The sequence below is a fragment of the Labrys okinawensis genome (assembly GCF_002982075.1).
In the GTDB taxonomy this organism is placed as follows: Bacteria; Pseudomonadota; Alphaproteobacteria; order Rhizobiales; family Labraceae; genus Labrys; species Labrys okinawensis_A.
Genome location: NZ_PUEJ01000009.1, coordinates 184,156 through 209,109, shown reverse-complemented (window position 1 = coordinate 209,109; position 24,954 = coordinate 184,156). Strand labels below are relative to the sequence as shown.

General features: G+C 65.1%; 25 protein-coding genes. 19 read left to right on the top strand and 6 right to left on the bottom strand.

Going from position 1 to position 24,954, the window contains the following annotated elements; translation table 11 throughout:
- The first annotated feature begins 190 nt into the window (after positions 1–190).
- Both C5L14_RS22950 and C5L14_RS22945 read left to right on the top strand, forming a co-directional pair.
- Entirely contained in the window at positions 191–982 is a 792-nt protein-coding gene (locus C5L14_RS22950; protein WP_181161301.1) for a transporter substrate-binding domain-containing protein, read from the top strand.
- A gap of 279 nt (positions 983–1,261) precedes the next feature.
- Positions 1,262–1,804 carry a GcrA family cell cycle regulator gene (locus C5L14_RS22945; RefSeq protein WP_105864395.1) on the top strand — a complete coding sequence of 181 codons (543 nt, stop codon included), beginning with the start codon at positions 1,262–1,264 and terminating at the stop codon, positions 1,802–1,804.
- Between the two features lie 146 nt (positions 1,805–1,950).
- Here C5L14_RS22945 and C5L14_RS22940 read toward each other — a convergent pair whose 3' ends face one another.
- The gene (locus C5L14_RS22940; RefSeq protein ID WP_245443515.1) at positions 1,951–2,898 is read right to left on the bottom strand and encodes an alpha/beta hydrolase; all 948 of its coding nucleotides are present in this window, start codon (positions 2,896–2,898) and stop codon (positions 1,951–1,953) included.
- Between the two features lie 196 nt (positions 2,899–3,094).
- Here C5L14_RS22940 and miaB point away from each other — a divergent pair, with 196 nt between their 5' ends.
- From miaB to trmB, 8 genes are all read left to right on the top strand, one after another.
- Positions 3,095–4,531, top strand: a complete 1,437-nt coding sequence (miaB, locus tag C5L14_RS22935) for a tRNA (N6-isopentenyl adenosine(37)-C2)-methylthiotransferase MiaB (protein ID WP_105864394.1) — start codon at positions 3,095–3,097, stop codon at positions 4,529–4,531.
- A gap of 26 nt (positions 4,532–4,557) precedes the next feature.
- Positions 4,558–5,592, top strand: a complete 1,035-nt coding sequence (locus tag C5L14_RS22930) for a PhoH family protein (RefSeq protein WP_105864393.1) — start codon at positions 4,558–4,560, stop codon at positions 5,590–5,592.
- Positions 5,589–6,092: an rRNA maturation RNase YbeY gene (gene ybeY / locus C5L14_RS22925; RefSeq protein ID WP_105864392.1), complete on the top strand. Its 504-nt coding sequence runs from the start codon at positions 5,589–5,591 to the stop codon at positions 6,090–6,092. The genes C5L14_RS22930 and ybeY overlap by 4 nt, the downstream gene beginning before the upstream one ends.
- Positions 6,093–6,103: 11 nt before the next feature.
- A complete protein-coding gene (locus tag C5L14_RS22920; protein WP_105864391.1) occupies positions 6,104–7,243 on the top strand; it encodes a transporter associated domain-containing protein in 1,140 nt (379 codons plus the stop codon).
- A 47-nt stretch (positions 7,244–7,290) separates the two neighbouring features.
- Positions 7,291–8,850, top strand: a complete 1,560-nt coding sequence (lnt, locus tag C5L14_RS22915) for an apolipoprotein N-acyltransferase (protein ID WP_146126999.1) — start codon at positions 7,291–7,293, stop codon at positions 8,848–8,850.
- Positions 8,851–9,080: 230 nt separating this feature from the next.
- Positions 9,081–9,494: a helix-turn-helix domain-containing protein gene (locus C5L14_RS22910; RefSeq protein WP_105864389.1), complete on the top strand. Its 414-nt coding sequence runs from the start codon at positions 9,081–9,083 to the stop codon at positions 9,492–9,494.
- A gap of 205 nt (positions 9,495–9,699) precedes the next feature.
- Complete coding sequence (metK, locus tag C5L14_RS22905) at positions 9,700–10,896, top strand: methionine adenosyltransferase (protein ID WP_105864388.1); 1,197 nt, start codon at positions 9,700–9,702, stop codon at positions 10,894–10,896.
- A gap of 192 nt (positions 10,897–11,088) precedes the next feature.
- On the top strand, positions 11,089–11,817 hold the full coding sequence (gene trmB, locus C5L14_RS22900; protein ID WP_428832648.1) for a tRNA (guanosine(46)-N7)-methyltransferase TrmB: 729 nt from the start codon (positions 11,089–11,091) through the stop codon (positions 11,815–11,817).
- Between the two features lie 116 nt (positions 11,818–11,933).
- Here trmB and C5L14_RS22895 read toward each other — a convergent pair whose 3' ends face one another.
- Complete coding sequence (locus tag C5L14_RS22895) at positions 11,934–12,617, bottom strand: TetR/AcrR family transcriptional regulator (RefSeq protein ID WP_105864387.1); 684 nt, start codon at positions 12,615–12,617, stop codon at positions 11,934–11,936.
- Positions 12,618–12,688: 71 nt separating this feature from the next.
- On the opposite strand from C5L14_RS22895, the gene C5L14_RS22890 reads away from it, so the two are divergent.
- Positions 12,689–13,168, top strand: coding sequence for an ABA4-like family protein (locus C5L14_RS22890; RefSeq protein ID WP_105864386.1), 480 nt, complete (start codon positions 12,689–12,691; stop codon positions 13,166–13,168).
- The gene (locus C5L14_RS22885; RefSeq protein ID WP_105864385.1) at positions 13,165–14,019 is read left to right on the top strand and encodes a hypothetical protein; all 855 of its coding nucleotides are present in this window, start codon (positions 13,165–13,167) and stop codon (positions 14,017–14,019) included. The genes C5L14_RS22890 and C5L14_RS22885 overlap by 4 nt, the downstream gene beginning before the upstream one ends.
- Before the next feature lie 15 nt (positions 14,020–14,034).
- On the opposite strand, the gene C5L14_RS22880 is transcribed toward C5L14_RS22885, so the two are convergent.
- Positions 14,035–14,541 (bottom strand): SRPBCC family protein, encoded by a 507-nt coding sequence (locus tag C5L14_RS22880; RefSeq protein ID WP_105864384.1) that lies wholly within the window; start codon positions 14,539–14,541, stop codon positions 14,035–14,037.
- A gap of 228 nt (positions 14,542–14,769) precedes the next feature.
- Here C5L14_RS22880 and C5L14_RS22875 point away from each other — a divergent pair, with 228 nt between their 5' ends.
- The gene (locus C5L14_RS22875; RefSeq protein WP_245443514.1) at positions 14,770–15,462 is read left to right on the top strand and encodes an alpha/beta hydrolase; all 693 of its coding nucleotides are present in this window, start codon (positions 14,770–14,772) and stop codon (positions 15,460–15,462) included.
- Between the two features lie 14 nt (positions 15,463–15,476).
- Here C5L14_RS22875 and C5L14_RS22870 read toward each other — a convergent pair whose 3' ends face one another.
- Positions 15,477–15,983 (bottom strand): MmcB family DNA repair protein, encoded by a 507-nt coding sequence (locus C5L14_RS22870; RefSeq protein WP_105864478.1) that lies wholly within the window; start codon positions 15,981–15,983, stop codon positions 15,477–15,479.
- A 127-nt stretch (positions 15,984–16,110) separates the two neighbouring features.
- Positions 16,111–17,640, bottom strand: coding sequence for an RNA polymerase factor sigma-54 (rpoN, locus tag C5L14_RS22865; RefSeq protein ID WP_105864383.1), 1,530 nt, complete (start codon positions 17,638–17,640; stop codon positions 16,111–16,113).
- 232 nt (positions 17,641–17,872) lie between these two features.
- On the opposite strand from rpoN, the gene upp reads away from it, so the two are divergent.
- The 4 genes from upp to C5L14_RS22845 all read left to right on the top strand — a co-directional run bounded on the left by upp (position 17,873) and on the right by C5L14_RS22845 (position 21,379).
- Positions 17,873–18,502 (top strand): uracil phosphoribosyltransferase, encoded by a 630-nt coding sequence (gene upp, locus C5L14_RS22860; protein ID WP_068288071.1) that lies wholly within the window; start codon positions 17,873–17,875, stop codon positions 18,500–18,502.
- A 75-nt stretch (positions 18,503–18,577) separates the two neighbouring features.
- Positions 18,578–19,246: a response regulator transcription factor gene (locus C5L14_RS22855; protein WP_105864382.1), complete on the top strand. Its 669-nt coding sequence runs from the start codon at positions 18,578–18,580 to the stop codon at positions 19,244–19,246.
- Positions 19,246–20,571, top strand: a complete 1,326-nt coding sequence (locus C5L14_RS22850; protein ID WP_105864381.1) for an ATP-binding protein — start codon at positions 19,246–19,248, stop codon at positions 20,569–20,571. Before C5L14_RS22855 ends, C5L14_RS22850 begins: the two co-directional genes overlap by 1 nt.
- A gap of 184 nt (positions 20,572–20,755) precedes the next feature.
- Positions 20,756–21,379: a tyrosine-protein phosphatase gene (locus C5L14_RS22845; RefSeq protein WP_245443513.1), complete on the top strand. Its 624-nt coding sequence runs from the start codon at positions 20,756–20,758 to the stop codon at positions 21,377–21,379.
- A gap of 18 nt (positions 21,380–21,397) precedes the next feature.
- On the opposite strand, the gene C5L14_RS22840 is transcribed toward C5L14_RS22845, so the two are convergent.
- The gene (locus C5L14_RS22840; protein ID WP_105864380.1) at positions 21,398–22,639 is read right to left on the bottom strand and encodes an aminopeptidase; all 1,242 of its coding nucleotides are present in this window, start codon (positions 22,637–22,639) and stop codon (positions 21,398–21,400) included.
- Positions 22,640–22,816: 177 nt separating this feature from the next.
- Between C5L14_RS22840 and dapD the strand changes: the two genes are divergently transcribed.
- Together dapD and dapE are read left to right on the top strand one after the other, a co-directional pair.
- Positions 22,817–23,683 carry a 2,3,4,5-tetrahydropyridine-2,6-dicarboxylate N-succinyltransferase gene (dapD, locus tag C5L14_RS22835; protein ID WP_105864379.1) on the top strand — a complete coding sequence of 289 codons (867 nt, stop codon included), beginning with the start codon at positions 22,817–22,819 and terminating at the stop codon, positions 23,681–23,683.
- 95 nt (positions 23,684–23,778) lie between these two features.
- Positions 23,779–24,948, top strand: coding sequence for a succinyl-diaminopimelate desuccinylase (gene dapE, locus C5L14_RS22830; protein ID WP_105864378.1), 1,170 nt, complete (start codon positions 23,779–23,781; stop codon positions 24,946–24,948).
- Positions 24,949–24,954 lie beyond the last annotated feature (6 nt).

Below are 24,954 nucleotides of genomic sequence, written 5' to 3'. Positions count from 1 at the left end.
CTTGCAACCGATCGCCCGGAGCGGGCCGGACGCCCCCGGCCCAGACGATGGCCGACCGAAGCCCAGCATGAACCTCGCCCGGAAACGCTGCCGGCTCCTGCTGCAATAGGAACACGAGCTGTTGAAATTCGGCGCCCTTTCGATACCCCTCTTCGCATTGATGCTCGCCATCCCTTTTCAAGGCGACGCCATGGCGGCCCAGACTTCCACCGGCCCCTTCGGCCTGTGGGATCCGCATCGGCGGCCGGAGCGGCCGGACCTGAAATCGGTACGCCGGATCCGCTTCCTGACCGAGGACGATTTTCCGCCTTTCGACTTCCAGGGCTCCAGCGGCGCCCTGGAAGGCTTCAATGTCGACCTTGCCCGCGCGGTCTGCCGGCAGTTGAAGGTCCCCTGCACCATTCAGGCCCGGCGCTGGGACACCATCGTCGCAGCTCTGGAGGAGGGCCAGGCGGATGTCATCGCCGCCTCGCTCGTGCCGAGCAAGGAAGCCCGTGAACGGCTGCAATTCTCCCAGCCCTACTATATGCGCCCCGCCCGTTTCGCCATGCGGCGCCAGGATCCGCTGCCGGCCTTCACGCCGGAGGGACTGGCCGGCCGCCGCATCGGCGTCGTCGCCGACACGGCGCATGCCGCCTATGCCAAGGCCTATCTCAAGACCGCCAGCCTTGTATCCCTGGCCAATGACACCGCACTGCGCGAAGCTCTCAAGCGCGGGGAAATCGACCTGGCCTTCGCCGACGGCATCGGCCTGTCGCTCTGGCTCAACGGCTCGGATGCCGGCAATTGCTGCACCTTCGCGGGCGGCCCCTATCTCGACAGCCACTTCTTCGGCGACGGTATCGGCATGGCGATGCGGCGCGAGGACGGTGACCTCAAGCAGGCGATCGACTACGCCCTTTTCCAGATCTGGGAGCAGGGCATCTATGCCGACCTCGTCCGCCGCTGGTTTCCTGTCGATCCCTTTGCAGACCTTCCGTGACGTAAACGGAAACTTATCGACCCTCCGCTGTTACCGAAAAGACTCACTTTGGCGCCGAAGCTGGGGAAAACGCACCCCGCCTCAGCAGGACTCTTGCGCGAGAGTCACTGCCTATTGTAGTTAAGGCTTCGTTAAGCACGACATCTCGTGCGGCGTCTCGTAACTCCTGTCAGCTCATGGCGTGCATGCGCAACGATGTTCTGTCGACATCGTGGCTGATGGGAAAGGATTCGGCGTAGCGAATTCGGGCGAAAACAAGGCGGAAGGCAGGAGAGGCTGATGCACTGGACAGACGAGCGGGTAGAACTTCTGAAAAAGCTGTGGTCAGAAGGTCTGTCTGCTAGCGCCATTGCCACAGAACTTGGCGGCGTCACACGCAATGCCGTGATCGGCAAGGTGCATAGACTCGGTTTGTCTGGCCGGGCCAAAGCTCCCGCGCCGGCACCACAGCGTCGTATCAAGCCCACGCGGGCCCCTTCGCATCCGCTCCGCACCCAGACCTCCGCACCGGTGGTGCGGGGCAACACCGCTCTCGCTCCGCAGATCATGCCGCTCGTCGCCATCGAAGAACGCCCCGAACCTGCCCTGCGCCCGGTCGAGGAAGTCGTCATCCCGATGTCCGAGCGCGTCACCATCATGGAGCTGCGCGAGCATATGTGCCGCTGGCCCCTGGGCGACCCCGGGCGTGAGGATTTCCGTTTCTGCGGCAGCCGTGTCGGGCCTTCCGGCCCCTATTGCACCCATCATGCCTCGATCGCCTATCAGCCGGTGCTCGACCGCCGGCGCGAGCGCGACAAGGAGCGGCGTGCCGCCCGCGCCTGATCGCGCCATTCCATCCGATCCATTCAGAGGCAGGGATTACCCTGCCTTTTTCTTTCCCGGCGATCGGGCCTTCTGTACCGGGACAGGCCGTGCCCGTCCGAGAGCATCGATCGTCGGACACCGAAATCGGCTCCCCGGCGCTGCCGTCAATGCCCGTTGAAAAAGGCGATCTCGGCGGCGAAGGCCTCGTGCGCCATCGGAAAGTCGAAGCCCTGGAAGACATGGCAGCCGCCCGGCCACAGCTTAAGGCTCGTGGCATTGCCGGCAGCCTCCCAGCGCGCGGCCATGAACATGCTGTCGTCGAGTACGGCGTCGTAGGTACCGACGGAAAACAGGGCCGGCGGCATGCCCTCGAGACTGCCATAGAGCGGGGAGACATCGGGCGAGCGCAGATCGACGCCGGCAGGCACGCAGGCCCGCACGAACAGCGCGATGTCGCGCGGCGTCAGGATCAGCTTGCCCCTGTCGAAACTGCGCGCGCTCGGGGTCATGCCGAGATCGTAGCAGCCGGCGATGAGGTTGGCTCCCGCGAAGGGCCGGAGGCCGTGCCGATCGCGCAGCCGCTGCAGCGTCAACACGGAGAGATGGGCGCCGGCACTCTCGCCGCCGATGAAAAAACGCTCGGTGGCAAAGCGCTTGCGACCCTCCGACACCAGCCACAGCGCCGCCGCCTCGCAATCGTCCGGCCCGGCGGGAAAGGGATGTTCCGGCGCCAGGCGGTATTCGACCGAAATGCAGGCCATGCCGGTGGCCGCGACGATCTTCTCCAGGCTCTCATCCTGGAAGTCGGACTGGTTGAACATCCAGCCGCCGCCATGGATATGCATGTAGACGCCGGTCGCAGCTTCCGGCGCGATGACACGGATCGGCACCTTGCCCTGCTTGCCCTCGATTTCCAGCACCTGCGCCCGCGGGCTCTTGGCCTGCAGCGGGAAGATCCCCCGGCCCTGGCGCCGGGTCTCGCGGATCAGTTCGGGCGGGAAGGACCACAGATCCGGCAAAGCGCTCATCTTGGCGACGATGTCGGCATTGAGGGCCGCGGTGGTCTCGGCCACGGCATCGGGAGCAAACACGGCGGGATCGACAGATGGCATGAGCTTGAATCGCCTCGATGGGATGGGGGCACAGTGCCGGGATCGCATCGGGTCGGCAAGGGCCAACCCATCCGGCCGGCCGTCTCGTCGCAAACGCCCACCAACAGGAAGGGCCGGGGCGCGGCAACTCAACCCTTCTCATCAGGCCGGAAAACCGCTATCCCTAGCACCTTGAAAGGTGGCAATAGCGAGACCCATGATTCCTGACGAGACCGAGATCGAACGCCCGCAGAACCCGCATGGTGACGCCGGCTCCGGGGACACTCGCGCCAAAACCGTCTTCATCAAGTCCTATGGCTGTCAGATGAACGTCTATGACAGCCAGCGCATGGCCGACTCGCTGGCGCCGACGGGCTATGTGGAGACCTCCAATCCCGACGAGGCCGACCTCGTCATCCTCAACACCTGCCATATCCGCGAAAAGGCCGCCGAGAAGGTCTATTCGGAGATAGGTCGCCTGCGCGTGGCCCGCGACGAGCGCCGCCGCCAGGGCGGCGACCTCAAGATCGCCGTCGCCGGCTGCGTCGCCCAGGCCGAGGGCCAGGAGATCCTAAGGCGTGCGCCCGCCGTCGACCTCGTCGTCGGCCCCCAGGCCTATCACCGCCTGCCGGACCTGCTCGCCAAGGCCGATGGCACCAGCAAGCCCGTCGACACCGATTTCCCGGTCGAGGACAAGTTCTCCATCCTGCCGCCACCGCGCCGGGACAAGACCCTCGCACGCGGCCCGTCCGCCTTCGTCACCGTGCAGGAAGGCTGCGACAAGTTCTGCACGTTCTGCGTGGTGCCGTATACGCGCGGCGCCGAGACCTCGCGTCCGGTCGCTGCCATCGTCGCCGAGGTCGAGCGCCTGGCGGAGGCCGGCGTGCGCGAGATCAGCCTGCTCGGCCAGAACGTCAACGCCTATCACGGCGAAGGCCCGGACGGGCGCGCCTGGACGCTGGGCCAGCTCGTGCATCGCCTCGCCCGTATCGAGCCGGTGGTGCGGCTGCGCTACACCACCTCCCATCCGCGCGACATGGACGACACCCTGATCGAGGCCCATCGCGATTTGCCGGCGCTGATGCCTTTCCTGCATCTTCCGGTGCAGTCCGGCTCCGACCGCATTCTGGATGTCATGAATCGCAAGCATACAGCAGCCGAATATCTCAAGCTCATCGAGAAGATTCGGCATGTCCGGCCCGACATGGCATTCTCCTCCGACTTCATCGTCGGCTTCCCCGGCGAGACCGATGCCGATTTCGAGGCGACCTTGCGACTGATCGAAGAGGTCACCTATGTCTCGGCCTATTCGTTCAAATATTCACCGCGCCCGGGTACGCCGGGGGCCGGCATGACGGATCAGGTCGACGAAGCGGTGAAGGCCGCGCGCCTCGCCAGGCTGCAGGCCCTGACCGAGGGCCAGCAGAAGACCTTCAACCAGGCCAGCATCGGCCGCACCATGGATGTGCTGTTCGATCGCAAGGGCAAGCGCCCGGGCCAAATCGCCGGCCGCACCCCCTATCTCCAGGCCGTGCAGATCGAGGCGGACGACAGCCTGATCGGCACGGTGGCTCCCGTCGAGATCACGGCCACGGGTGCCTGGTCGCTGCATGGCGTATTGGCCGGCGCCGATTTGCGGGAGGCCGTTGCTTGAAAGTGGACGAGGAACGACGGACACGCATGACAACGCAAACCCCATCTTTGCCGACGGCAGACGCCACCGCGGAAATCGTCACCGCCTTCGAGGATAATCGCCTGGCCACGCTCCTGTTCGGCCAGCATGACCAGAACCTCGCCTTCATCGAGCGCAAGCTCGGCATCGAGGCGACGGCCCGGGGCAACCATGTCGCCTTGCGCGGCGCCCGGGACAGCGTCGAGCAGGCCAAGCGCGTGCTGGAGAGCCTTTATCAGCGCCTGCGCTCCGGCCAGCAGATAGCGCTGGGCGATGTCGACGGCGCCCTGCGCATGGCCGGCTCGCAAGGCGTGCTGTTCACGCCGGAGGGCAAGCCGAAGGTGGCGCCGACCGGTGGCGCGGCCTCCGTCGGCACCCGCAAGAAGACGATTGCCGCCCGTACCTTGGCGCAGGACGCCTATATCAGGGCGCTGCAGAAGCACGAGCTCGTCTTCGCGACCGGCCCGGCCGGCACCGGCAAGACCTATCTGGCCGTCGCCCATGCCGCGGCGCTGATCGAGAAGGGCGAAGCCGACAGGCTGATCCTGTCCCGTCCCGCCGTCGAGGCGGGCGAAAGGCTCGGCTTCCTGCCCGGCGACATGCGCGAGAAGGTCGATCCCTACCTCAGGCCGCTCTATGACGCCCTCTACGACATGATGCCGCCGGAACGCGTCGAGCGCGGGCTGACTTCGGGCATGATCGAGGTGGCGCCGCTCGCCTTCATGCGCGGGCGCACGCTCGCCAATTCGGTGGTGCTGCTGGACGAGGCGCAGAACTGCACCTCGATGCAGATGAAGATGTTCCTCACCCGCCTGGGCGAGGGTTCGCGCATGATCATCACCGGCGACCCGACCCAGATCGACCTGCCGCCCGGGCAGAAATCGGGCCTGATCGAAGCGATCGACCTGTTGAAAGACATCCCCGAGATCGCCATCTGCCGATTCAACGCCGCCGATGTCGTGCGCCATGAACTGGTTGCCAAGATCGTGCGGGCCTATGAGGCCAGGGATTCCAGCAAGCCTTCGGGCGAAGCCAAGTCATGAACGATGCCATTACCATCGAGATCGCTCTCGAGAGCGATCTCTGGCAGGATACCGATGCCATCGAAGCCCTGATCACGCGCGCCGTGGCCAGGAGCGTCGATGTCGCGGCGCTTGCCCATGCGCCGGGAGCCGAACTCTCGATCGTCCTCACAGACGATGCCTCCATCCGACAAATCAATGGCGAATGGCGCGGCAAGGACAAGCCCACCAACGTGCTCTCCTTCCCGCAGGCCGTGGGAGAAGCGGTCGCGACGGCGCCGATGCTGGGCGACATCATCTTTGCCCATGAGACGATCGCGCGGGAAGCCGAGGAGGCGTCCGTGAGCTTTGCCGACCATCTCAGCCACCTCACCGTGCATGGCCTCCTGCATCTGTTCGGCCATGACCATTTGACCGATGCCGAAGCCGAGGTGATGGAGGCACTGGAAGTGCGCATTCTCGCCGATCTCGGTATCGCCAACCCCTATGCCGACGCGCCCTTGTTGCGCGAAGCCAGCTAGCGCGCAGAGCCATGTCCGACAGCAACGATCGAAGTAGCAGCCAACCCGGCGTTTCCCAGGAACCCCAGCATGAAGGCCTGTTCGGACGGATCAAGTCCGCGCTCGGGCTGAGGTCCGCCCCCTCCATCCGCGAGGACCTTGCCGACGCCCTCGAGAATACCCGCGCCGGGGAGGATTCCAGTTTCTCTCCGGAAGAGCGCGCCATGCTCAAGAACATCCTCGGCCTGCGCGGCAAGCGCGTCGACGATGTGATGGTGCCCCGCGCCGACATCGTGGCCGTACCGCTCGACATTTCCCTGGGCGACCTGCTCAAGGTGTTCCAGACCGCGGGCCATTCGCGCCTGCCTGTCTACAACGAGACGCTGGACGATCCGCGCGGCATGGTGCACATCCGCGATTTCGTGGCCTGGCTGGCGTCACGGGCCGCCATCGCCGCACGCCGGAGCCGCAAGGTCCGTGAGAGCGAAGCCGCCAGGGACGGCGAGACCGCCAAGCCCTCGCCCAAGGAAGCGGCCCTCGCCCTGGGCAACATCACCCTGTCGACCCCGCTCAGTTCTGTGAAATCCCTCACGCGCAACGTCCTGTTCGTGCCCCCTTCGATGCCTCCGATCGACCTGCTCGCCAAGATGCAGGCCACCCGCACCCAGCTCGCTCTGGTGATCGACGAATATGGCGGCACGGACGGTCTGGTCTCGATGGAAGATATCGTCGAAATCGTGCTCGGCGACATCGAGGACGAGCACGACGAGGACGATGGCGACATGATCGTCGCCTCGGGCGAAGGCATCTTCACCGCCGATGCCCGCGCCGATCTCGACGACGTCGCCGCCGCCATCGGCCTGGAGATGCACGAGGACGAGATCGAGGCCGACGTCGATACGCTCGGCGGCTGGCTGGTGACTCTGGCCGGCCGCGTGCCGGTGCGCGGCGAGATCGTGCAGGGACCGGGCCAGCTCGAATTCGAGATCCTCGACGCCGATCCGCGCCGGGTGAAGCGGGTCCGCATCCACACGGCCGGCAGCGGCATCGCCCGGCCGCGCGACGGACGAAAGCGCGAGAAGAAGGCGGCCTCCCCCGTCGGTGAAGCGGCGACTGCCGCCGGCGAGGAAAGGAGTCCGGCAAGCGAAACCAGCGGTGACGGCGCCACGTGATTGCTGCGTTTGCGTCTCGTCTGGCCGGACTGAGAGGCTGGCGGCGCATGGCCGGCGCCTTCCTGGCGGGTGCCCTTGCGTCACTGGCCATGGCTCCGTTCAATGCCTTCCCGGTGCTGGCCGTCAGCTTTCCGGTTGCGATCTGGCTGCTGGACGGTATTGCCGTCCCCACTCCGGAGAACCCGGCGCCCAGGCTGTGGCGCAGCATCGCTACGGCCGCCCGGCTCGGCTGGTGCTATGGCTTCGGCTATTTCCTTGCCGGCTTGTGGTGGATCGGCAATGCCTTCCTCGTCGATGCCGACCAATTCGCCTGGCTGCTGCCCTTCGCGGTGGTTCTGCTGCCCGCCGGCCTTGCTTTCTTCCACGCCGCCGGATTTGCCCTGGCGCGGCTCCTATGGTCGCGAGGCATGGCCCGCATCTTCGCCTTCGCCGTCGCCATGGCCGCCTTCGAATGGCTGCGCGGCCATATCCTGACCGGCTTTCCCTGGAACCTGTTCGGCTATGCCCTCGCCGAGGAACTTCATCTGGCCCAGAGCCTGTCCCTGATCGGGGCCTATGGGCTCACCCTCGTGGCACTCGTCCTGTTCTCCACGCCGGTGGCTCTCGTGCGGCGGGGCGGCTGGCGCTGGCCGGCCTTGTCCGTCGCCGTCCTGGCCGCGATGGCCGGCTTCGGCATGTGGCGCCTTGACCAACACCCCACCGGCTTCGTCGACGGGGTGCAGCTGCGCATCATGCAGCCCGATCTGCCCCAGGATGCCAAGTTCAACCCGGCCCTGCGCAATGAGGTGCTCACGCGCTATCTGGCGCTGTCGCGCCAGCCGGCCGCCGACGGCAGCGACGGCCTTGCCAAGGTCACCCATCTGATCTGGCCGGAATCGGCCTTTCCCTTCCTGGTGGCGCAGGATTCCGAGGCCCTCAAGGTGCTCGGCGATCTGGTGTCGCCCAAGGCCGTGCTATTGACCGGTGCCGGCCGGGCGGAGGAGAATCTCGACGACGGCAGCTGGCGTTTCTTCAATTCCCTGCATGTCATCGATGCCACCGGCACCATCATCGGCAATTACGACAAGGTGCACCTCGTCCCCTTTGGCGAATATCTGCCCTATCAATCCCTGCTCGAATCCCTCGGCTTCGAGCAGTTGACCCAGCAGCGCGGCGGCTTTTCGACCGGGCCCGGCCTGCGCACGCTCGACATTCCCAACGCGCCGCCCGCCGGCATCTTGATCTGCTACGAGGCGATCTTTCCGGGAGAGGTGATCGATCCGGCGAACCGCCCCGGCTGGCTGCTCAACGTCACCAACGATGCCTGGTTCGGCATGACCCCTGGCCCCTACCAGCATTTCGCCGAGGTGAGGGCGCGTGCGATCGAGGAAGGGCTGCCCGTGGTCCGTGCCGGAAACAATGGCATTTCCGCCGTGATCGACCCGGTGGGACGCATCGTCGCCAGCCTGCCGCTGGGCACCAGCGGCGTCCTCGATTCGCGGCTGCCAACCACCCTGCCACCGCCGGTCTTCGCCACGGCCGGCACAGGCATTGTTGCCGGATTGTTTCTGATTGCCTTAATCGGCGCCGGTCTCGGCTGGCTGAACCCTCGCCGACAGCCCCGGTAACACATATTTGTTACATCGGCGCCGAGCGGGAAGCGCGAGACCGACTGGATTTTCCCGCATAAGGAGGTATAGTCACCCAACTGGTTGCAGGATGCATTTGAACTACTTCAGATTGCGCTGCCGCAATTGTATCTCCGGCACGCCGTGCTTCCGCCACGTTACGGCCGCAATTCATTTTCAAATTCGTCGCTGTATTTTCAAATATTTGCTAGTGACCTGGAGTTAATATTATGATCAAGAAAGTACCCAATCCCATTGACCAGCACGTCGGCAGCCGTGTCCGTATCAGGCGTGTTCTGGTGGGCATGAGCCAGGAGAAGCTCGGCGAAGCCCTCGGCCTCACTTTTCAGCAGGTACAGAAATATGAAAAGGGCACCAATCGCATTGGTGCAAGCCGACTGCAGCAGATCGCCTCGATCCTCGGAGTCACCATTTCCTTCTTCTTCGAGGGCCTCCCGCCCGAAACCGGCGCCGTCCATGCGGCCGAACATGCCGACGAGAGCGACACCTCGCATGTCATCGAGTTCCTGTCGACCACCGAAGGCCTGCAGCTGAACAAGGCCTTTGCCCGTATCAAGGACCCGAAGGTGCGGCGCCGCGTCGTCGACCTCGTCTCTACCCTCAGCCAGGAACATGCGGCCTGAGCCGCGGAACGGGCTCGTAAAACGCCCTTTCGGTTACAATGCACCCTGTCTGGTTTGGCGATGTCGCCAAACCAGGGAGCGTGATGGAAAATCGCTCCAGCGTTCCTTTAAACGAACGAAACGTACGATTTGCCGCTTGACGGCGAACCCGGCCCTCGCCAAAACGAGACGATACCAAGTTCCATTTTGGCGTGGAGAAACATTCGTGTCCCGTTCCGACTATTTGTTTACCAGCGAGTCGGTCGCTGAAGGCCACCCCGACAAGGTCTGCGATCGCATCTCCGACGAAATCGTCGACCTGTTCTATCGCGAGGCGGCGAAGACCGGAATGGACCCCTCCCAGGTGCGCGTCGCCTGCGAAACCCTCGCCACCACCAACCGCCTGGTAATCGCCGGCGAATATCGCGGTCCCGAGACCGTCACCAAGGGCAAGATCAAGAGCGCCGCCCGCCGCGCCGTCAAGGCGATCGGCTATGAGCAGGACGGCTTCCACTGGAAGAAGGCCAAGATCGAGGTCCTGCTGCACGGCCAGTCTCCCGACATCGCCCAGGGCGTCGACATTTCCGGCAACAAGGATGAAGGCGCCGGCGATCAGGGCATCATGTTCGGCTATGCCTGCCGCGAGACGCCGGAGCTGATGCCGGCGCCGATCTACTATGCCCACAAGATTCTCGAGGACATCACCAAGGCCCGCAAGTCGGGTGAGCTCGGCATGCTCGGCCCCGATGCCAAGAGCCAGGTCACGGTGAAGTATGAGAACGGCAAGCCGGTCGGCGTGACGCAGATCGTGCTGTCCACCCAGCATCTCGACGAGAAGCTGACCTCAGGCGACATCAAAAAGCTGGTCGAGCCCTATATCCGCAAGACCCTGCCGGAAGGCTGGATCAGCAAGGATACGGTCTGGCATGTCAATCCCACCGGCAAGTTCGTGGTCGGCGGTCCGGACGGCGATTGCGGCCTGACCGGCCGCAAGATCATCGTCGACACCTATGGCGGCGCTGCTCCCCATGGCGGGGGCGCCTTCTCCGGCAAGGACCCGACCAAGGTCGACCGCTCGGCCGCCTACGCTGCGCGCTATCTCGCCAAGAACGTGGTCGCCGCCAAGCTGGCCGACCGCTGCACCATCCAGCTCGCCTACGCCATCGGCGTTTCCGAGCCGCTGGCGATCTATGTCGACCTGCACGGCACCGGCAATGTCGCCGAGGAGAAGGTGGAGAAGGCCCTGCGCGACGTGATGAGCCTGACGCCCCGCGGCATCCGCGAGCACCTCAACCTCAACAAGCCCATCTATGCCCGTACCTCCGCCTATGGCCATTTCGGCCGCAAATCGGCTCGCGACGGCGGCTTCTCCTGGGAGAAGACCGATCTGGCCGACGCGATCAAGAAGGCCGTGCGCGCCTGATCCGGAACGGATAATCGACGGAAAGCCTTTCCCGCTCGTCGGGGAAGGCTTTTTTCATAGCGTTTCGCGATTTGACGGAATCGCTTCAAATCGCAAAGACGCTCTTGCCAATCCCTCGGATTGGTTTGGAAACAGAGAGTTAGAGAAGATAAGCGTTCACGCTTGAACGTTTTGCTCTGGTGGGTGTGTGCGGTGACGCAAGACGATGAGGACAAGTCCGGCGACGGCAAGGATGCACCGCCCCGTGGCCATGGCGCCTTCTTCGGCCGCCGCAAGGGCAAGACCCTGCGGCCGGGGCATGCAGGCCTGGTGTCCGGCTCGCTGCCGCAATTGCGTCTCGACCTCACTGTCCCGGCTCCTTCGGACCTCGGTTCCCTGTTCCCGGAGCCTGTCGGCGAGGTCTGGCTCGAAATCGGCTTTGGCGGCGGCGAACACCTCACCCAGCGCGCCGGCGAGAACCCGCAAATCGGCTTCATCGGCTGCGAGGCCTATGTCAACGGCACCGCCAAGATGCTGGCCCAGATCGAGCAGAACGGGCTCGCCAATATCCGCCTGTGGGACGACGACGCCAAGGCGGTGGTGGATTGGCTGCCGGCCGGCTCGATCGCGCGCATCTACCTGCTCTATCCCGATCCCTGGCCCAAGCGCCGCCATCGCAAGCGCCGTTTCCTGGGCGAGGAGATGCTGGCGCGCCTGGCCCGCATCCTCAAGCCAGGCGGGGAGCTGCGTTTTGCCACCGACATTGACGACTATGCCGCCTATGCCCTGGCGCGGGTGGCACGCTCGTCCGAGTTCGAATGGACGGCCGAGCGCCAGGCCGACTGGCTGACGCCCTGGGAGGGCTGGCGCTCCACCCGCTATGAAGCCAAGGCGCTCAGGGAAGGCCGGCGCGGCGCCTATTTCACCTTCAGGCGAGTTTAGGTTGGTTGCGGCATCGCCGGCATTCCTGCCGGCCTCTTCGAAGCGCTGCGGTTGCGGGTTGGCAAGAGCCTGCAGGGATGCCGGCGATCCAGGATTGGTTCTTCCCGGCAAGCTGCCTATCGCTCGGTCAATCGTGCCAGGACGCCTGCCAGAGCGGCCTCGACAGCTCCATCGCCTTCCCCCTGGAGAGGCTTGTCGAGCTGTCCCGCCAGCAAGAGATGGGCATAGCCGTGCACGACCGACCAAGTATGCAGCAGGACATGAAGCTGGTCGCTCGCAAGAGGACCGTCTCCAGCCTTGGTCACCAGCCGAATGGCCGTCTCGAGTTCGGCGAACGCCTCCTGTCCGGCTGCCCGGAGGGCCGGGTCCTCGCCATTCAGCCGATGCCGGTTGAAGGCGAGCCGGAATCTCTCCGGATATTGGCGGGCGAAGGCGACATAGCCCCGCCCGATCGCCCGCAAGCGCGCTTGCGGCTCCTCGATGCCGGCCCGCGCCTCGCGCATGAAGCGCGTCAATGTTTCGAAGCCCAGGGCCGCCACGGCGGTCAGGAGGCCTGCGACATCGCCGAAATGATGCGCCGGGGCGGCATGTGACACGCCCGCCCGCCTGGCGCATTCGCGAAGGGTGAACCCCTCGACGCCGCGTTCGGCCAGGACCAGTTCGGCGGCAGCGAGCAGCGCGGCCCGCAGGTCACCATGGTGATAGCTCCCCTTCTGTGCCGTCGATCGTTGCTGCTCCACGCCGTTCCCACTCCAGCCATTCACCCACAGCCACTCGCTGTGCAGGGCAGATGCTACCATTCACCCCCATCTTGACAATGTCAAAATTACTGGCATCCTTATCTTGACACTGTCAAGTTAGAGAAGCCGACATGACTCTGGACCAAGCCTTCACGCTTAACCAAGCCTTCACGCTTGACCAAGTCTTCTCCTGGGCCGGGTTCCTCGCCCTCTTCGGCTGGGTTGCCTTGGCCCTGTCACCCCTGCGCCCTGCCCTGTCACAGGCGATTGCGGGCGCCTTCGTTCCGGCGACGCTCGCCCTTGCCTATGCCGTCCTGATCCTTCGCTTCTGGGGCGGGGCCTCGGGTGGCTTCGGTTCGCTCGAAGAGGTCGGCGCGCTGTTCGGCCATCGCGGCCTGCTTCTCGCCGGCTGGCTGCATTACCTCGCCTTCGACCTGCTGGTCGGCGCCTGGGAAGTGCGCGCGGCAAGACGCTCCGGATTACCGCATCTGGCGGTCCTGCCCTGCCTCGCCCTCACCTTCCTGTTCGGCCCGATCGGCTTCCTGATCTTCCTGGCCCTGCGCGGCTTCTGGCTGCGGGGCCTCTCGCGCCGCCAAGGAGAGCTTACATGACGACGAATGCGTCCCGCCTGCATCTTGCCCGCAGCCCCCACGAAACTGTCTGGCGCCTGGCCGACGGCCTGCTCCGGCGCGAATACAGGCTGGCGCTCGGCGGCTTCGTCATCCTCTCCCTGATGGTTCCGACCGCCATGGCCCTGGCGATCGACGACAGGACACTCAACGGCATCTCGGTCTGGATCAAGCCGCTGAAGTTCCAGCTCTCCGTCGGCCTCTATCTCCTGACACTGGCGTGGTTCGTCGGCGCCTTGCCCGTAGAGACGCGCCACGGACGGGCGGTCAGGATCCTCGTCACCCTCGCCCTTGCCACGAGCGCCTTCGAGATCGGCTACATCACCCTTCAGGCCGCCAGGGGCCTTGCCTCGCACTACAACGTGGCCGATCCCTTCTACCGGCTGATGTACACATTGATGGGTATCGGTGCGGTGACGCTCGCGGCGGCAAGTCCGGCGCTGGCGGTCCTGCTGCTGCGGCACCGCCCCCAGGCCTGGTCGACGGCCTTCTGGCTGTCGGTCCTGCTCGGGCTGACGCTCACTTTCGTGCTCGGGGCAGGCTCGGGCGGTGTTCTTTCTGCCGGCAATGGTCATTGGATCGGTGGCGTGCGCTCGGACGCCACGGGGGTGCCGATCTTCGGCTGGTCGCGCACCGGCGGCGACCTCAGGGTGGCCCACTTCCTGGGCCTGCACGCCCTGCAGATCATGCCTGTGCTGGGCCTGATCGCGGAGCGTTGGGCGCCGGGCCGGGCAGCCTCCTTCGTCGTCTGCGCCGCAGCCCTCGCCTATGGCGTGGCCACCCTCTTCGTTTTCGTCCAGGCCTTGCGGGGAATTCCCTTCATACCGGCGTGAGAACGGGCGATCGTTTCACTTCTTGCGGCCGAACCAGCCCTTCTTTTCCGGCTCGGCCGGGGCCTCCTCGCCTTCCGGCTTGGGCGAGATCGCCTGGCCGAACTTCTCGAAGAAGTCGCCGGCCAGCTTCTTGGCGGTGCCATCGATCAGGCGGGCGCCGAGCTGGGCGATCTTGCCGCCGACATCGGCCTTGGCCTCGTAATGGAGAATGGTCGCATCCTCGCCATCGGCCTCGAGGCGCACGGTGGCCCCACCCTTGGCAAAACCGGCGACACCGCCCTGCCCTTCGCCCGAAATGGTGTAGCCGTTGGGCGGATCGAGATCCGACAATGTGACCTTGCCGTTGAAGGAGGCCTTCACCGGCCCGATCTTCAGCACGGCCTTGGCGGTCATCTCGGTGGGCGAGACCTGCTCGATCGTTTCGCAGCCCGGAATACATTGCTTGAGGACCTCGGGATTGTTCAGGCCTTCCCAGACCTTCTCGCGCGAAGCCTCGATGCGCTGCGAACCGCTCATATCCATGGAACTGCTCCTCCCGGGCCATATGCCCCTTTTGATTCATAGATCATGACCGGCCGCCAGGGAGCAAGGCAAGGATGTAAATTTGAGTGCTGCCTGCTGTCATCGCGCTCGGCTTCCCGTAATCCAGTCGCAACCGTTGTTGCCTATCGATGGCCCGCAACGAGGACAGTTCGAATCATGAATCGGAACATATTGCCTGGAGAATGGGCAGCCATAGCACTCTGTTTCTTGGCCCTGTTGCCGCTGAGTGGTCCCGCTTTTGCCCAGACGGCTCCCATTTCCAGCGGTGGCGAGACCGTGACCATTGCCGGCATCGAGAATATCCTGATCCGGCATCCTCAAGCCAAAGGCAGCATCATCCTGCTCACCGGCGGCGATGGCCGGCTCGAAGTCGGGCCTAACGGCTATTTCCGCACCGGCGCCGACAATATCCTCATCCGCAATCGCGATGGCTTTGCGGCCAAGGGCTACAATGTCCTGCTGGTCGACAAGGGCACGAATCTTGCCACGGCGGTCGACACAATGGCGGGACATAAACGGCCGGTCACGATCGTGGCGACCTCGGCCGGCACGCCGCGCGCGGCAGAGGGCCTTGCGAAGGGCGCCAAGCCGGACCGGCTGGTGCTGACTTCAGGCTTCCTCAGCAAGGAGTCAGGCCCCTCTACGAGCGTCATGGCCGTCCTCGGCTCCTCCAGGCTGCTGCCTCCCACCCTGGTGGTGCATCACCGTCAGGATGGCTGCCGTTTCACCAAGCCGGCCGGCGTCGCGCCCTTTCAGGCCTGGGCCGGCGAGCGAGTCACGGTGAAATGGCTGGAGGGCGGCCGGCAAACCGGCAATCCCTGCCGGTCCCGCGCGCATCACGGCTTCAACGGTCAGGATGCGGAGCTGGTCTCGCTCGTCACTTCCTTTGCGGGACAATAGCGCCTTCAGGCAGGTCATTCGCCGAAGCCGAATGCACCTTCGGGATCCATGGCCTGATGCAGCCGCCCAGCGGCGAGGCGGGCGAGCAGCAGGGTCAGCACCTTGCGTGTCGGCGCGGCGAGCCGCTGTTCGGGGGCGTCCCGCAGCAGCGTGCCGCCATAGGCATCGGCCACGATGCTGCCGGCTTCCTCGGGAAGCAGGACCAGTGGAAAATCCGGGCCGACGGCAAAGAACAGCCGGTCGCAATAGGCGAGGTATTCCGGCCATTTGTGATCGACCTGGAAGTCCGTTACCGACGACTTGATCTCCACGATCCAGATCTCGCCCCTGCGCCCGACGGCCAGGAGATCGGCACGGCGGCCATTGGGCAGCGTCACCTCCGGCACCGGCGTCAGGCCGTATTGGCGCAGCAGCCGGCTGGCCCCACGCTGGATCGTCAGGGCCATCGCGGATTGGCGGCCATCAATGGGCAGGACCGGCAGCGACACCGTCAGGTTCCCTCGCTTCGAAAAACCGGCCATATCGGCCCGATGCAGTTCATTCAAGCGCCTTCGAGTTTGCACGACCTTGTCATTGCCGGGCTTGACCCGGCCATCCAGCTCTTCCGCCGGTTGCGCGCGTGGCTTCCGGATGGCCGGGTGTTGGGCCTCATCGTCCCGCCTTTTCCCGCCGCCGTTCCACCGAGGAGGCGATCCGCATGGATTCGCGATATTTGGCCACGGTGCGCCGGGCGATGTCGATGCCGTCCTTGCGCAGCAGCGTGACGATGGTGTCGTCGGACAGGATGGCATCGGGCGCCTCGGCGTCGATCATCTGGCGGATGCGGTGGCGCACCGCCTCGGCCGAATGCGCTTCGCCCCCTTCCGCATTCGAGATCGAGGCGGTGAAGAAATATTTGAGCTCGAACAGGCCGCGGGCGGAGGCGATGAACTTGTTGGCGGTGACACGCGACACCGTCGATTCATGCATGCCGATCGCATCCGCGACGGTCTTGAGATTGAGCGGACGCAGATATTGCACGCCGAGGGAGAAGAAGGCGTCCTGCTGGCGCACGATCTCGGTGGCGACCTTGAGGATGGTGCGCGCGCGCTGCTCCAGGCTGCGGGTCAGCCAGTTCGCCGTCTGCAGCGCTTCGGTCAGGAAGGTCTTGTCCGCCTCGCTGCGGGCCGTGCGCGCCACCCGGGCATAATAGTTCTGGTTGACCAGCACGCGCGGCAAGGTATCCGGGTTGAGCTCCACCATCCAGGTGCCATCCGGCGCCGCGCGCAACAGCACGTCCGGCACCACCGGCTGAACCGGCGTCGAGCCGAAAGCCAGGCCCGGCTTGGGGGTGAGGCCGCGCAATTCGGCGATCATCTCGGCCACATCCTCCTCGTCGACACCGCACAGGCGCCTAAGGGCCGGAATGTTGCGCTTGGCCACCAGTTCCAGATTGTCGAGCAGCGTCGCCATCGCCGGGTCGAGCCGGTTGCGCTCCTTGAGCTGGAGCGCCAGGCACTCCTTCAGCGAACGGGCGCCGACGCCGCTCGGCTCGAAGCCCTGCACGATGGCGAGCACGGCCTCCACCTCGTCCGGCGAGGCCCCCAGTCGTTCGGCGAGCTCCGTGAGATCGCCGACGAGATAGCCGGTCTCGTCGATCATATCGATGATGAAGCGGCCGATCAGCCGGCGCCCGGGATCGCGGGTCGCCAGATTGAGCTGCGTCTCCAGATGATCGGCCAATGAAAGATCGGCCGCGGCCATGCCCTCGTAATTGACGTCGTCGTCACCGCCATGCCCGCCCGCGCCGACATTCGACCAGGACGAGACATAGGGGTCGCTCCCGGCCAGTTGCTCGATCGCTGCAGGCGCTTCCTGCCTGTCGGCGGGGCGCTCATCGGGAAACACATTGTCGAGATCGGTGCCCAGCCCCTCTTCCATCGCCTTGCGGGAGGGCGCCATGTCGTCCTTGAGCCAATCCCCCGCAGCGGGATCGGCGGGTTCGGCCGCAAGCGTCTCGGGTTCACGCGAGGTCTCGCCATCGGCGCGGTCCAGGATCGGATTGCGCTCCAGCTCGGCCTCGACATAGGTGGTGAGATCGAGATTGGACAATTGCAGAAGCTTGATCGCCTGCATCAATTGCGGCGTCATCACCAGCGACTGGGTCTGGCGGAACTCAAGCCTTTGCGACAACGCCATGAACGCGCACGATCCTGATTATTGGTCTTGTTGCGGGCAGCATCCTGCATGGACGGCGGCCAGAAGCAAGTTTCACGCCAGATTTTTCGGCAGGCAAACCGGCAAAAATAGGGACACCGGCGGTCCGAGCCGGCATCGACGGCGATGAAAGGCGTGGAAGGCGCGCTATGATGCCTTACCCCAGCCGAGAAATCGGCTAGGTAAGAGCGGAATGTGAAGAAGGGAAACTCCGATGGAAGGCGTCATCGTCGTCGATCACCCGCTGGTGCAGCACAAGCTCACTTTGATGCGCGACAAGAACCGCTCGACCAAGGGGTTCCGGCAGTTGCTCAACGAGATCGGCCGCCTGCTCTGCTACGAGGTCACCCGCGACCTGCCGCTGGAGATGGTCGAGATCGAAACGCCTCTGACCAAGATGCAGGCGCCGCGCGTGGCCGGCAAGAAGCTGGTGCTGGCGCCGATCCTGCGTGCCGGCGAGGGTTTTCTCGAAGGCATGCTCGACCTCGTGCCCTCGGCGCGCGTCGCCCATATCGGGCTTTATCGCGATCCGGAAACACTGAAGGCCGTGGAATATTACTTCAAGGCGCCGCCTGATGTGGCGGAGCGCCTGGTGATCGTGCTCGACCCGATGCTGGCCACGGCCAATTCCGCCGTCGCGGCCATCGAGCGGCTGAAGGCGCGCGACGTCAAGGATATCCGCTTCGTCTGCCTGCTCGCGGCGCCCGAAGGCATCAAGCATCTGCGCGAGGCCCATCCCGACGTGACGATCTGGACGGCGGCGATCGACAGCCATCTCAATGACCACGGCTATATCGTGCCGGGCCTGGGTGATGCCGGCGACCGTATCTACGGGACGAAGTGAGGCGGGCCGCTTCCTTGATCAGCCCTTAATTGCTTGCCATCCTCGCCGAGTTCACATTGTCTTCACGGCGGCCGCATGCGCATTCTTCTGATCGAGGACGATCCGATGATCGGAAAGGCGCTGCTGCAGGCGCTTGGCGATGCCGGCATGGCGGTGGACTGGGTCCGCGACGGCCCGGACGGTGAAGCCGCCCTGCGGCAACACGGCTATTCCGTCGTGCTGCTCGACAACGGCCTGCCCGGCAAGAGCGGCTTCGAATTGCTCCGCGATCTCAGGCGGGCCGGCGACACCACGCCCGTCCTCATCATCACCGCCAGGGACGACCTCGATCATCGCGTCGACGGGCTCGACCTCGGCGCCGACGACTATATCGTCAAGCCCTTCGAGATGCGCGAACTGCAGGCCCGGATCCGCGCCGTGCTGCGCCGCCGCCATGGCGGGCAGGCCGTTTCCACGCTGGTCCATGGCGACCTCGAGCTCGATCTCGAAAGCCACCGCGTCACCTATCGCGGCCAAAGCCATGTGCTGACCGCGCGGCTGTTTTCCCTGCTGCTGGTCCTGATGGAACGCCCTGGGGCGATCGTTTCGCGCAGCCAGCTGGAGGAACGCCTCTATGGCTGGGGCGAGGAGGTCGAAAGCAACGCCGTCGAGGTGCTGATCCACGCCATCCGCAAGAAATTCGGCAAGGACATCATCCGCAATTTGCGCGGAGCCGGCTGGATGGTCGCAAAGGACGCTCCCTGATGTCGCTGCGCTGGTCGAGCCTGATCGCCATCGCCGCCGTGCTGCTGGTGGTCGGCGTCGGCGCTGCCCTCGCCTCCTACTTCGCCGTGCGGCGCGAAGCCCATCGCTTCCTCGACAAGCAGCTGCAGCAGGTCGCCGTCTACGCTCTCGATGCCCGCAGCCTGCGCCCCGCCGTCAAAAGCACGCGCAACCGCGAGGACGATCTCCTCGTCCAGGTCTGGGACGGCGCCGACCTACCGATGCGCTCGACCAATCCCGCCATCGCCATTCCGCGCAGCAGCGGCACCGGCTTCTCGAACGAGACCGTCGCCGGGCATGACTGGCGGGTCTACACCCTGGTCGAAGGACAACGCACGGCTCAGATCGCCCAACAGATCGAAGCACGCACCGAGCTGGCCGAGCATGCCGCCCTCGGTGCGGTCCTGCCGATCATCATTCTCATTCCGGTGGCCTGGCTCTTTCTTGGCCTGGTCATCTATGTGGTGATGAAACCGCTCGGCCGCGTCGCCGCCACCCTGTCCGAGAGGTCCGCGGCCGACACTACGCCCATTCCGGTCGCCGGTGTTCCCTCCGAGGTCCTGCCGCTCGTTGCCGCCATGAATGCCCTTTTGTCCCGTCTGCAACAAACACTCGAACGTCAGCGCCGTTTCATCTCCGATGCCGCGCATGAACTGCGCACCCCGCTCGCCGCGCTCACCCTGCAGATCGGCAATCTCCGCCCCCTCGCCGGCGGTGCGGCGCTGAACGCAAGGATCGACGACCTGGAGGCAGGCGCCAGGCGCGCCACCCATCTCACCAACCAGATGCTCCAGCTCGCCCGCCTGGAAGCCGGCACGGGCGGCCAGGACCGCACGCCCCTGGACTTCGGCGTACTGGCCGAGGCTTGCGTTACCGATCTCGAACCAATCGCCGAGGCCCGCGGACTGCATCTGAGTATGCAGCGACACGGTGAGGTTCCGCTTGTCGGCGACACCAGGGAATTGCGGACCCTGCTCACCAATCTGATCGACAACGCCCTGCACTACACTCCCTCGGGAGGCGAGATCATGGTCGAGACCCTCGACGACGGCCGGCGTGGCATCCGCATCACGGACACCGGGCCGGGGCTCGAGCCTGACTTGCTCGAACGTGTCTTCGAACGCTTCTTCCGGGCCGCGCCGCAGCATGTCGAAGGCACCGGATTGGGGCTGGCGATCGCCAGGTCCATCGCCGACCGCCACGGCATCGCCCTCACCCTGGCCAATCGGGCGGACCGCAGCGGGCTGGTGGCCGAGCTCGTGATCCCACGCGTGGCGGCATGGAATACAAACTCGCATAAAGTTTGACCCACCAACTCCGTCATGGCGAGCGAAGCGAAGCAATCCAGGGGTTTGAATGCGCAGAGTTTACGGCCCCTGGATTGCTTGGCTTCGCTCGCAATGACCGGCCTGTCTTTATGGCCCCCGGTATAAGTCTGCCCTAAGTCTGCAGGGCTAGAACACGCCGACGACAGATGGTCGGAGGCGAAGGTTGCGTATCGGTTCTGTGTACAAATCCCTGGGCGGGCACGGCGTAACGGCCGCTGTCCGATTGAGAGGCGTTCTCCTGGCCGCGAGCCTGGGCTGCGCTGCCATCCTGGCCGCCGGGGCGACCTATCTGGGCCTGCAATATCTCGGCGGCAATTTCCACACCGTGGTCGTCGGCGAACTCTATCGCTCCGGCCAGCCCACGCCCGGGCGTCTCAGGCATTATGTCCGCGAGACAGGTATCCGCACGGTGATCAATCTGCGCGGCAGGAATGCCGGTGCCGCCTGGTACGATGCCGAGGTCGCCGAATCGGCCCGGCTCGGCATTGCGCATATCGATTTCGCCATGTCCGCGTCACGCGAATTGAGCGGCCTCCAGGCGGACGCCCTCGTGCATGTGCTGCGCAACGCGGAAAAACCCATCCTGATTCACTGTGAAGGCGGCGCGGACCGCAGCGGCCTCGCCGCCGCGCTCTATCTCGCCGCGATCAGCAAGGCGACCGAGGCGCAGGCGGAAAGCCAGATGTCCCTGCGCTTCGGGCATTTCTCGCTGCCCTTCCTGCGCAGCTACGCCATGGACGACACCTTCGAAAACCTCGAGGCGAGCCTCGGCTATACGAAGAGCTGAGGCCGTCCGCGAGATCGGCTATACCCACTCGCCCTTGCGCATCAGCGGCTCGGCCTTGCCGTCGGCGCCGATGCCGTCGATATCGATCTCGCCGGAACCGATCATCCAGTCGATATGGATCAGGCTGTTGTTGGCGCCGCGCGCCGCCAACTCTTCCGGGCCTAGCGACCCGCCATTGACGAAGCACTGGCTGTAGGACTGTCCGAGCGCGATGTGGCTGGCGGCATTCTCGTCGAACAGCGTGTTGTAGAACAACAGGCCGCTCTGGGAGATCGGCGAGGAAAACGGTACCAGCGCGACTTCGCCCAGATGCCGGGCCCCCGCATCGGTATCCAGCACCTTGGCGAGAACATCCTTGCCGGTCGCGGCGTCGGCCTCGACGATACGCCCTTCCTCGAAACGCACGGTGATCTTGTCGATCAGCGTGCCCTGATAGGACAGGGGCTTGGTCGCGGAGACATGGCCGCTCACCCGGTCGCGATGCGGCGTGGTGAAGACTTCCTCGGTGGGGATGTTGGGATTGCAGGTGATGCCGTTCTTGGCCTTGGAGGAGCCGCCGAGCCATTCATGCCCGTCGGCAAGGCCGATGGTGAGGTCGGTACCCGGCCCGGTATAATGGAGGGCGGCATAGCGCCTGTCGTTGAGATAGGCGGCGCGGGCGTGCAGATTGCGGTTATGCTCCGCCCAGGCGGCGACCGGATCGTTCGAATCGATGCGGGAGGCGGCGAAGATGGCGTCCCACAATTTGGCGACGGCAATCTCCTCCGGCTCGTTGGGGAACACGGCCTTGGCCCAGGCGGCGGAGGCGTAGGAGACGATGTTCCAGTTGATGTCGAAGCCGACGATGCGTTTTTGCGCCGGCTTGTAGGCAGCCGAGCGCGCTTGATTGGCGCGCGCGATCCTTGCCGGATCCTGGCCCGCCAGCAGCGAGGGGTCCTCGCCGGCGATGGCGAGGCGGGCGGCGCCGCGATCGAAGGCCGCGGCCATGCCGTCGAACAGCCAGCCCGGCGCGGTGTCGAAGGCCCCGTCGGGCGCGAAGCGGTAGCGCGCCAGCGTCGATTCCTCGTCGGAGAACAGTGTGGTGACCAGGCTGGCGCCGGCCTTGTAGGCGTGTTCGGTGATCCGGCGCACCAGCGGCAGGGCCTCGATCGAGGCCGTCATCACCAATTCCTGGCCGGGCGCGAGGCCGAGGCCGACCTTCACGGCCGTCTCGGCGAGCTTGTCGAGACGCTTGGAATGGCTCTCGGAGGAACTGGACATGGCAAACCTCAAAAGGGAACAATCGAGCGGGCAGACCAGCAATGATGCCCCGCGCCGTCAAGCCCTTTGTCGCCTCGATGGCGACACGAGCGGGATTAGGCCATTTCAGGACGGTCTGGAACTTGACAGTTCCGGCTTTCGCGCGGCATTTGCGCCGGGATTATGTGAGGAGACGCCATGGAAATCGCCCGCCTGCAGACCGTGATCGACGCCGCCTGGGAAGACCGGGCCCAGTGCAATTTCGAGACCAAGGGCGAGATCCGGGCAGCCGTCAACCATACGCTCGGCCTGCTCGATGAAGGCAAGCTGCGCGTGGCCGAGAAGGTTCCCGGCGCGACCGGCCGTGAATCCTGGCACACCCATCAATGGCTGAAGAAGGCGGTGCTGCTCTCCTTCCGCCTCAATGACATGACCACCATTGCCGGCGGCCCGGGCGGCACCCTGTGGTGGGACAAGGTTCCCTCCAAGTTCGAAGGCTGGAGCGCGACCGAATTCCGCCAGGCCGGCTTCCGCGCCGTGCCCAATTGCGTGGTGCGCCACTCGGCCTATATCGCGCCGGGCGTGGTGCTGATGCCCTCCTTCGTCAATCTCGGCGCCTATGTCTCCACCGGTACCATGGTGGACACTTGGTCGACCGTCGGCTCCTGCGCCCAGATCGGCAAGAACGTGCATCTCTCCGGCGGGGTCGGCATCGGCGGCGTGCTCGAGCCGCTGCAGGCCAACCCGACCATCATCGAGGACGACTGTTTCATCGGCGCCCGTTCGGAAGTGGTCGAGGGTGTGATCATCGGCGAAGGCTCGGTGATCTCGATGGGCGTCTATATCGGCGCCTCAACCACCATCATCGATCGTGCCACCGGCCAGACCTACAAGGGCTATGTGCCGCCCTATTCGGTGGTGGTCTCCGGCAACTTGCCCGGCAAGCCCCTGCCGGACGGCCGCCCCGGCCCCTCGCTCTATTGCGCCGTGATCGTCAAGACGGTCGATGCGCAGACGCGCTCCAAGACCAGCATCAACGAATTGCTGCGCGACGGAAACCACTGATCCGCATCGGGGGGCGGGTCTTCAGACCCGCCTGGAACTGCATCATTTGTCAAGAAAGAGGCGGGTCTGAAGACCCGCCCCCCCCCAAACGCCCCATGACTGATCTCAGCTTCGATCCCCGCGATCCCGTCGCCCTCACCCAAGCCCTCATCCGTTGTCCGTCCGTCACGCCAGCCGAAGGCGGCGCCCTGACGCTGCTGGCCGATGTGCTGCAGGCAAACGGCTTCGCCACCCATCTGGTGCCGTTCAGCGACGAGGATACGCCGGATGTCCTCAATCTCTACGCCCGCGTCGGGCCGCCGGACAGGCCGGCCCTGATGTTCGCCGGCCATACCGACGTGGTGCCGCCGGGCGACGAAGCGCGCTGGCGTCATCAGCCCTTTTCGGGCGATATCGTCAACGGGCAGCTCTACGGCCGCGGCGCGGTGGACATGAAGGGCGGCGTCGCCGCCAGCGTCGCGGCGAGCCTGCGTCATCTCGATGCCCATCCCGAGGCGCCGATTGCCTTCCTGATCACCGGCGACGAGGAAGGCCCGGCCATCAACGGCACGGTGAAGCTGCTGGACTGGGCCGTCGCCAAGGGCGACCGCATCGGCCATTGCATCCTCGGCGAGCCGACCAACCCCGAGGCCCTCGGCGACATGGTCAAGATCGGCCGGCGCGGCTCGCTGTCGGGCATCATCACCGTGCATGGCAAGCAGGGGCATGTCGCCTATCCCCATCTGGCCATGAACCCCGTGCCGCAGATGGTGCGCCTGCTGGCCGCCCTCACCCAGAGCGAACTCGACCAGGGCAGCGACCATTTCGATGCTTCCAATCTCGAAGTGGTGTCGGTGGATGTCGGCAATCCAGCCTTCAACGTCATCCCAGCCGATATCAGGGCGACCTTCAATATCCGTTTCAACGATCGCTGGACCCGGCAAAGCCTGGAGGAATGGATACGCGCCAAGCTCGACGGCGCCGCCGGCAACGAGGTGGCCTACGATCTCGCCTTCGAACGCTCGGCTTCCGAATCCTTCTTCACCCCGCCCGGCGCCTTCGTCGATGCGATCGTCTCCTCGATCGAAGCGGAAACCGGCCGCCGGCCTGTGCTGTCGACCTCGGGCGGCACTTCGGATGCCCGCTTCATCAAGAATGTCTGCCCGGTGGTGGAGTTCGGCCTGGTCGGCAAGACGATGCACCAGATCGACGAGCGCGTTGATATCCTCGACCTGGAAAGCCTGACCCGGATCTATCAGCGCATTCTCGGGCAGTATTTCGCCTGAGATTCG

What these genes read in the sequence shown, in the direction of transcription:
- C5L14_RS22950 (WP_181161301.1), top strand. Translation starts at nt 191, where the DNA reads ATGGCGGCCCAGACTTCCACCGGCCCCTTCGGCCTGTGGGATCCGCAT.
- C5L14_RS22945 (WP_105864395.1), top strand. Translation starts at nt 1,262, where the DNA reads ATGCACTGGACAGACGAGCGGGTAGAACTTCTGAAAAAGCTGTGGTCA.
- C5L14_RS22940 (WP_245443515.1), bottom strand. Translation starts at nt 2,898, where the DNA reads ATGCCATCTGTCGATCCCGCCGTGTTTGCTCCCGATGCCGTGGCCGAG.
- miaB (WP_105864394.1), top strand. Translation starts at nt 3,095, where the DNA reads ATGATTCCTGACGAGACCGAGATCGAACGCCCGCAGAACCCGCATGGT.
- C5L14_RS22930 (WP_105864393.1), top strand. Translation starts at nt 4,558, where the DNA reads ATGACAACGCAAACCCCATCTTTGCCGACGGCAGACGCCACCGCGGAA.
- ybeY (WP_105864392.1), top strand. Translation starts at nt 5,589, where the DNA reads ATGAACGATGCCATTACCATCGAGATCGCTCTCGAGAGCGATCTCTGG.
- C5L14_RS22920 (WP_105864391.1), top strand. Translation starts at nt 6,104, where the DNA reads ATGTCCGACAGCAACGATCGAAGTAGCAGCCAACCCGGCGTTTCCCAG.
- lnt (WP_146126999.1), top strand. Translation starts at nt 7,291, where the DNA reads ATGGCCGGCGCCTTCCTGGCGGGTGCCCTTGCGTCACTGGCCATGGCT.
- C5L14_RS22910 (WP_105864389.1), top strand. Translation starts at nt 9,081, where the DNA reads ATGATCAAGAAAGTACCCAATCCCATTGACCAGCACGTCGGCAGCCGT.
- C5L14_RS22895 (WP_105864387.1), bottom strand. Translation starts at nt 12,617, where the DNA reads ATGGTAGCATCTGCCCTGCACAGCGAGTGGCTGTGGGTGAATGGCTGG.
- C5L14_RS22890 (WP_105864386.1), top strand. Translation starts at nt 12,689, where the DNA reads ATGACTCTGGACCAAGCCTTCACGCTTAACCAAGCCTTCACGCTTGAC.
- C5L14_RS22885 (WP_105864385.1), top strand. Translation starts at nt 13,165, where the DNA reads ATGACGACGAATGCGTCCCGCCTGCATCTTGCCCGCAGCCCCCACGAA.
- C5L14_RS22880 (WP_105864384.1), bottom strand. Translation starts at nt 14,541, where the DNA reads ATGGATATGAGCGGTTCGCAGCGCATCGAGGCTTCGCGCGAGAAGGTC.
- C5L14_RS22870 (WP_105864478.1), bottom strand. Translation starts at nt 15,983, where the DNA reads ATGGCCGGTTTTTCGAAGCGAGGGAACCTGACGGTGTCGCTGCCGGTC.
- rpoN (WP_105864383.1), bottom strand. Translation starts at nt 17,640, where the DNA reads ATGGCGTTGTCGCAAAGGCTTGAGTTCCGCCAGACCCAGTCGCTGGTG.
- upp (WP_068288071.1), top strand. Translation starts at nt 17,873, where the DNA reads ATGGAAGGCGTCATCGTCGTCGATCACCCGCTGGTGCAGCACAAGCTC.
- C5L14_RS22855 (WP_105864382.1), top strand. Translation starts at nt 18,578, where the DNA reads ATGCGCATTCTTCTGATCGAGGACGATCCGATGATCGGAAAGGCGCTG.
- C5L14_RS22850 (WP_105864381.1), top strand. Translation starts at nt 19,246, where the DNA reads ATGTCGCTGCGCTGGTCGAGCCTGATCGCCATCGCCGCCGTGCTGCTG.
- C5L14_RS22840 (WP_105864380.1), bottom strand. Translation starts at nt 22,639, where the DNA reads ATGTCCAGTTCCTCCGAGAGCCATTCCAAGCGTCTCGACAAGCTCGCC.
- dapD (WP_105864379.1), top strand. Translation starts at nt 22,817, where the DNA reads ATGGAAATCGCCCGCCTGCAGACCGTGATCGACGCCGCCTGGGAAGAC.
- dapE (WP_105864378.1), top strand. Translation starts at nt 23,779, where the DNA reads ATGACTGATCTCAGCTTCGATCCCCGCGATCCCGTCGCCCTCACCCAA.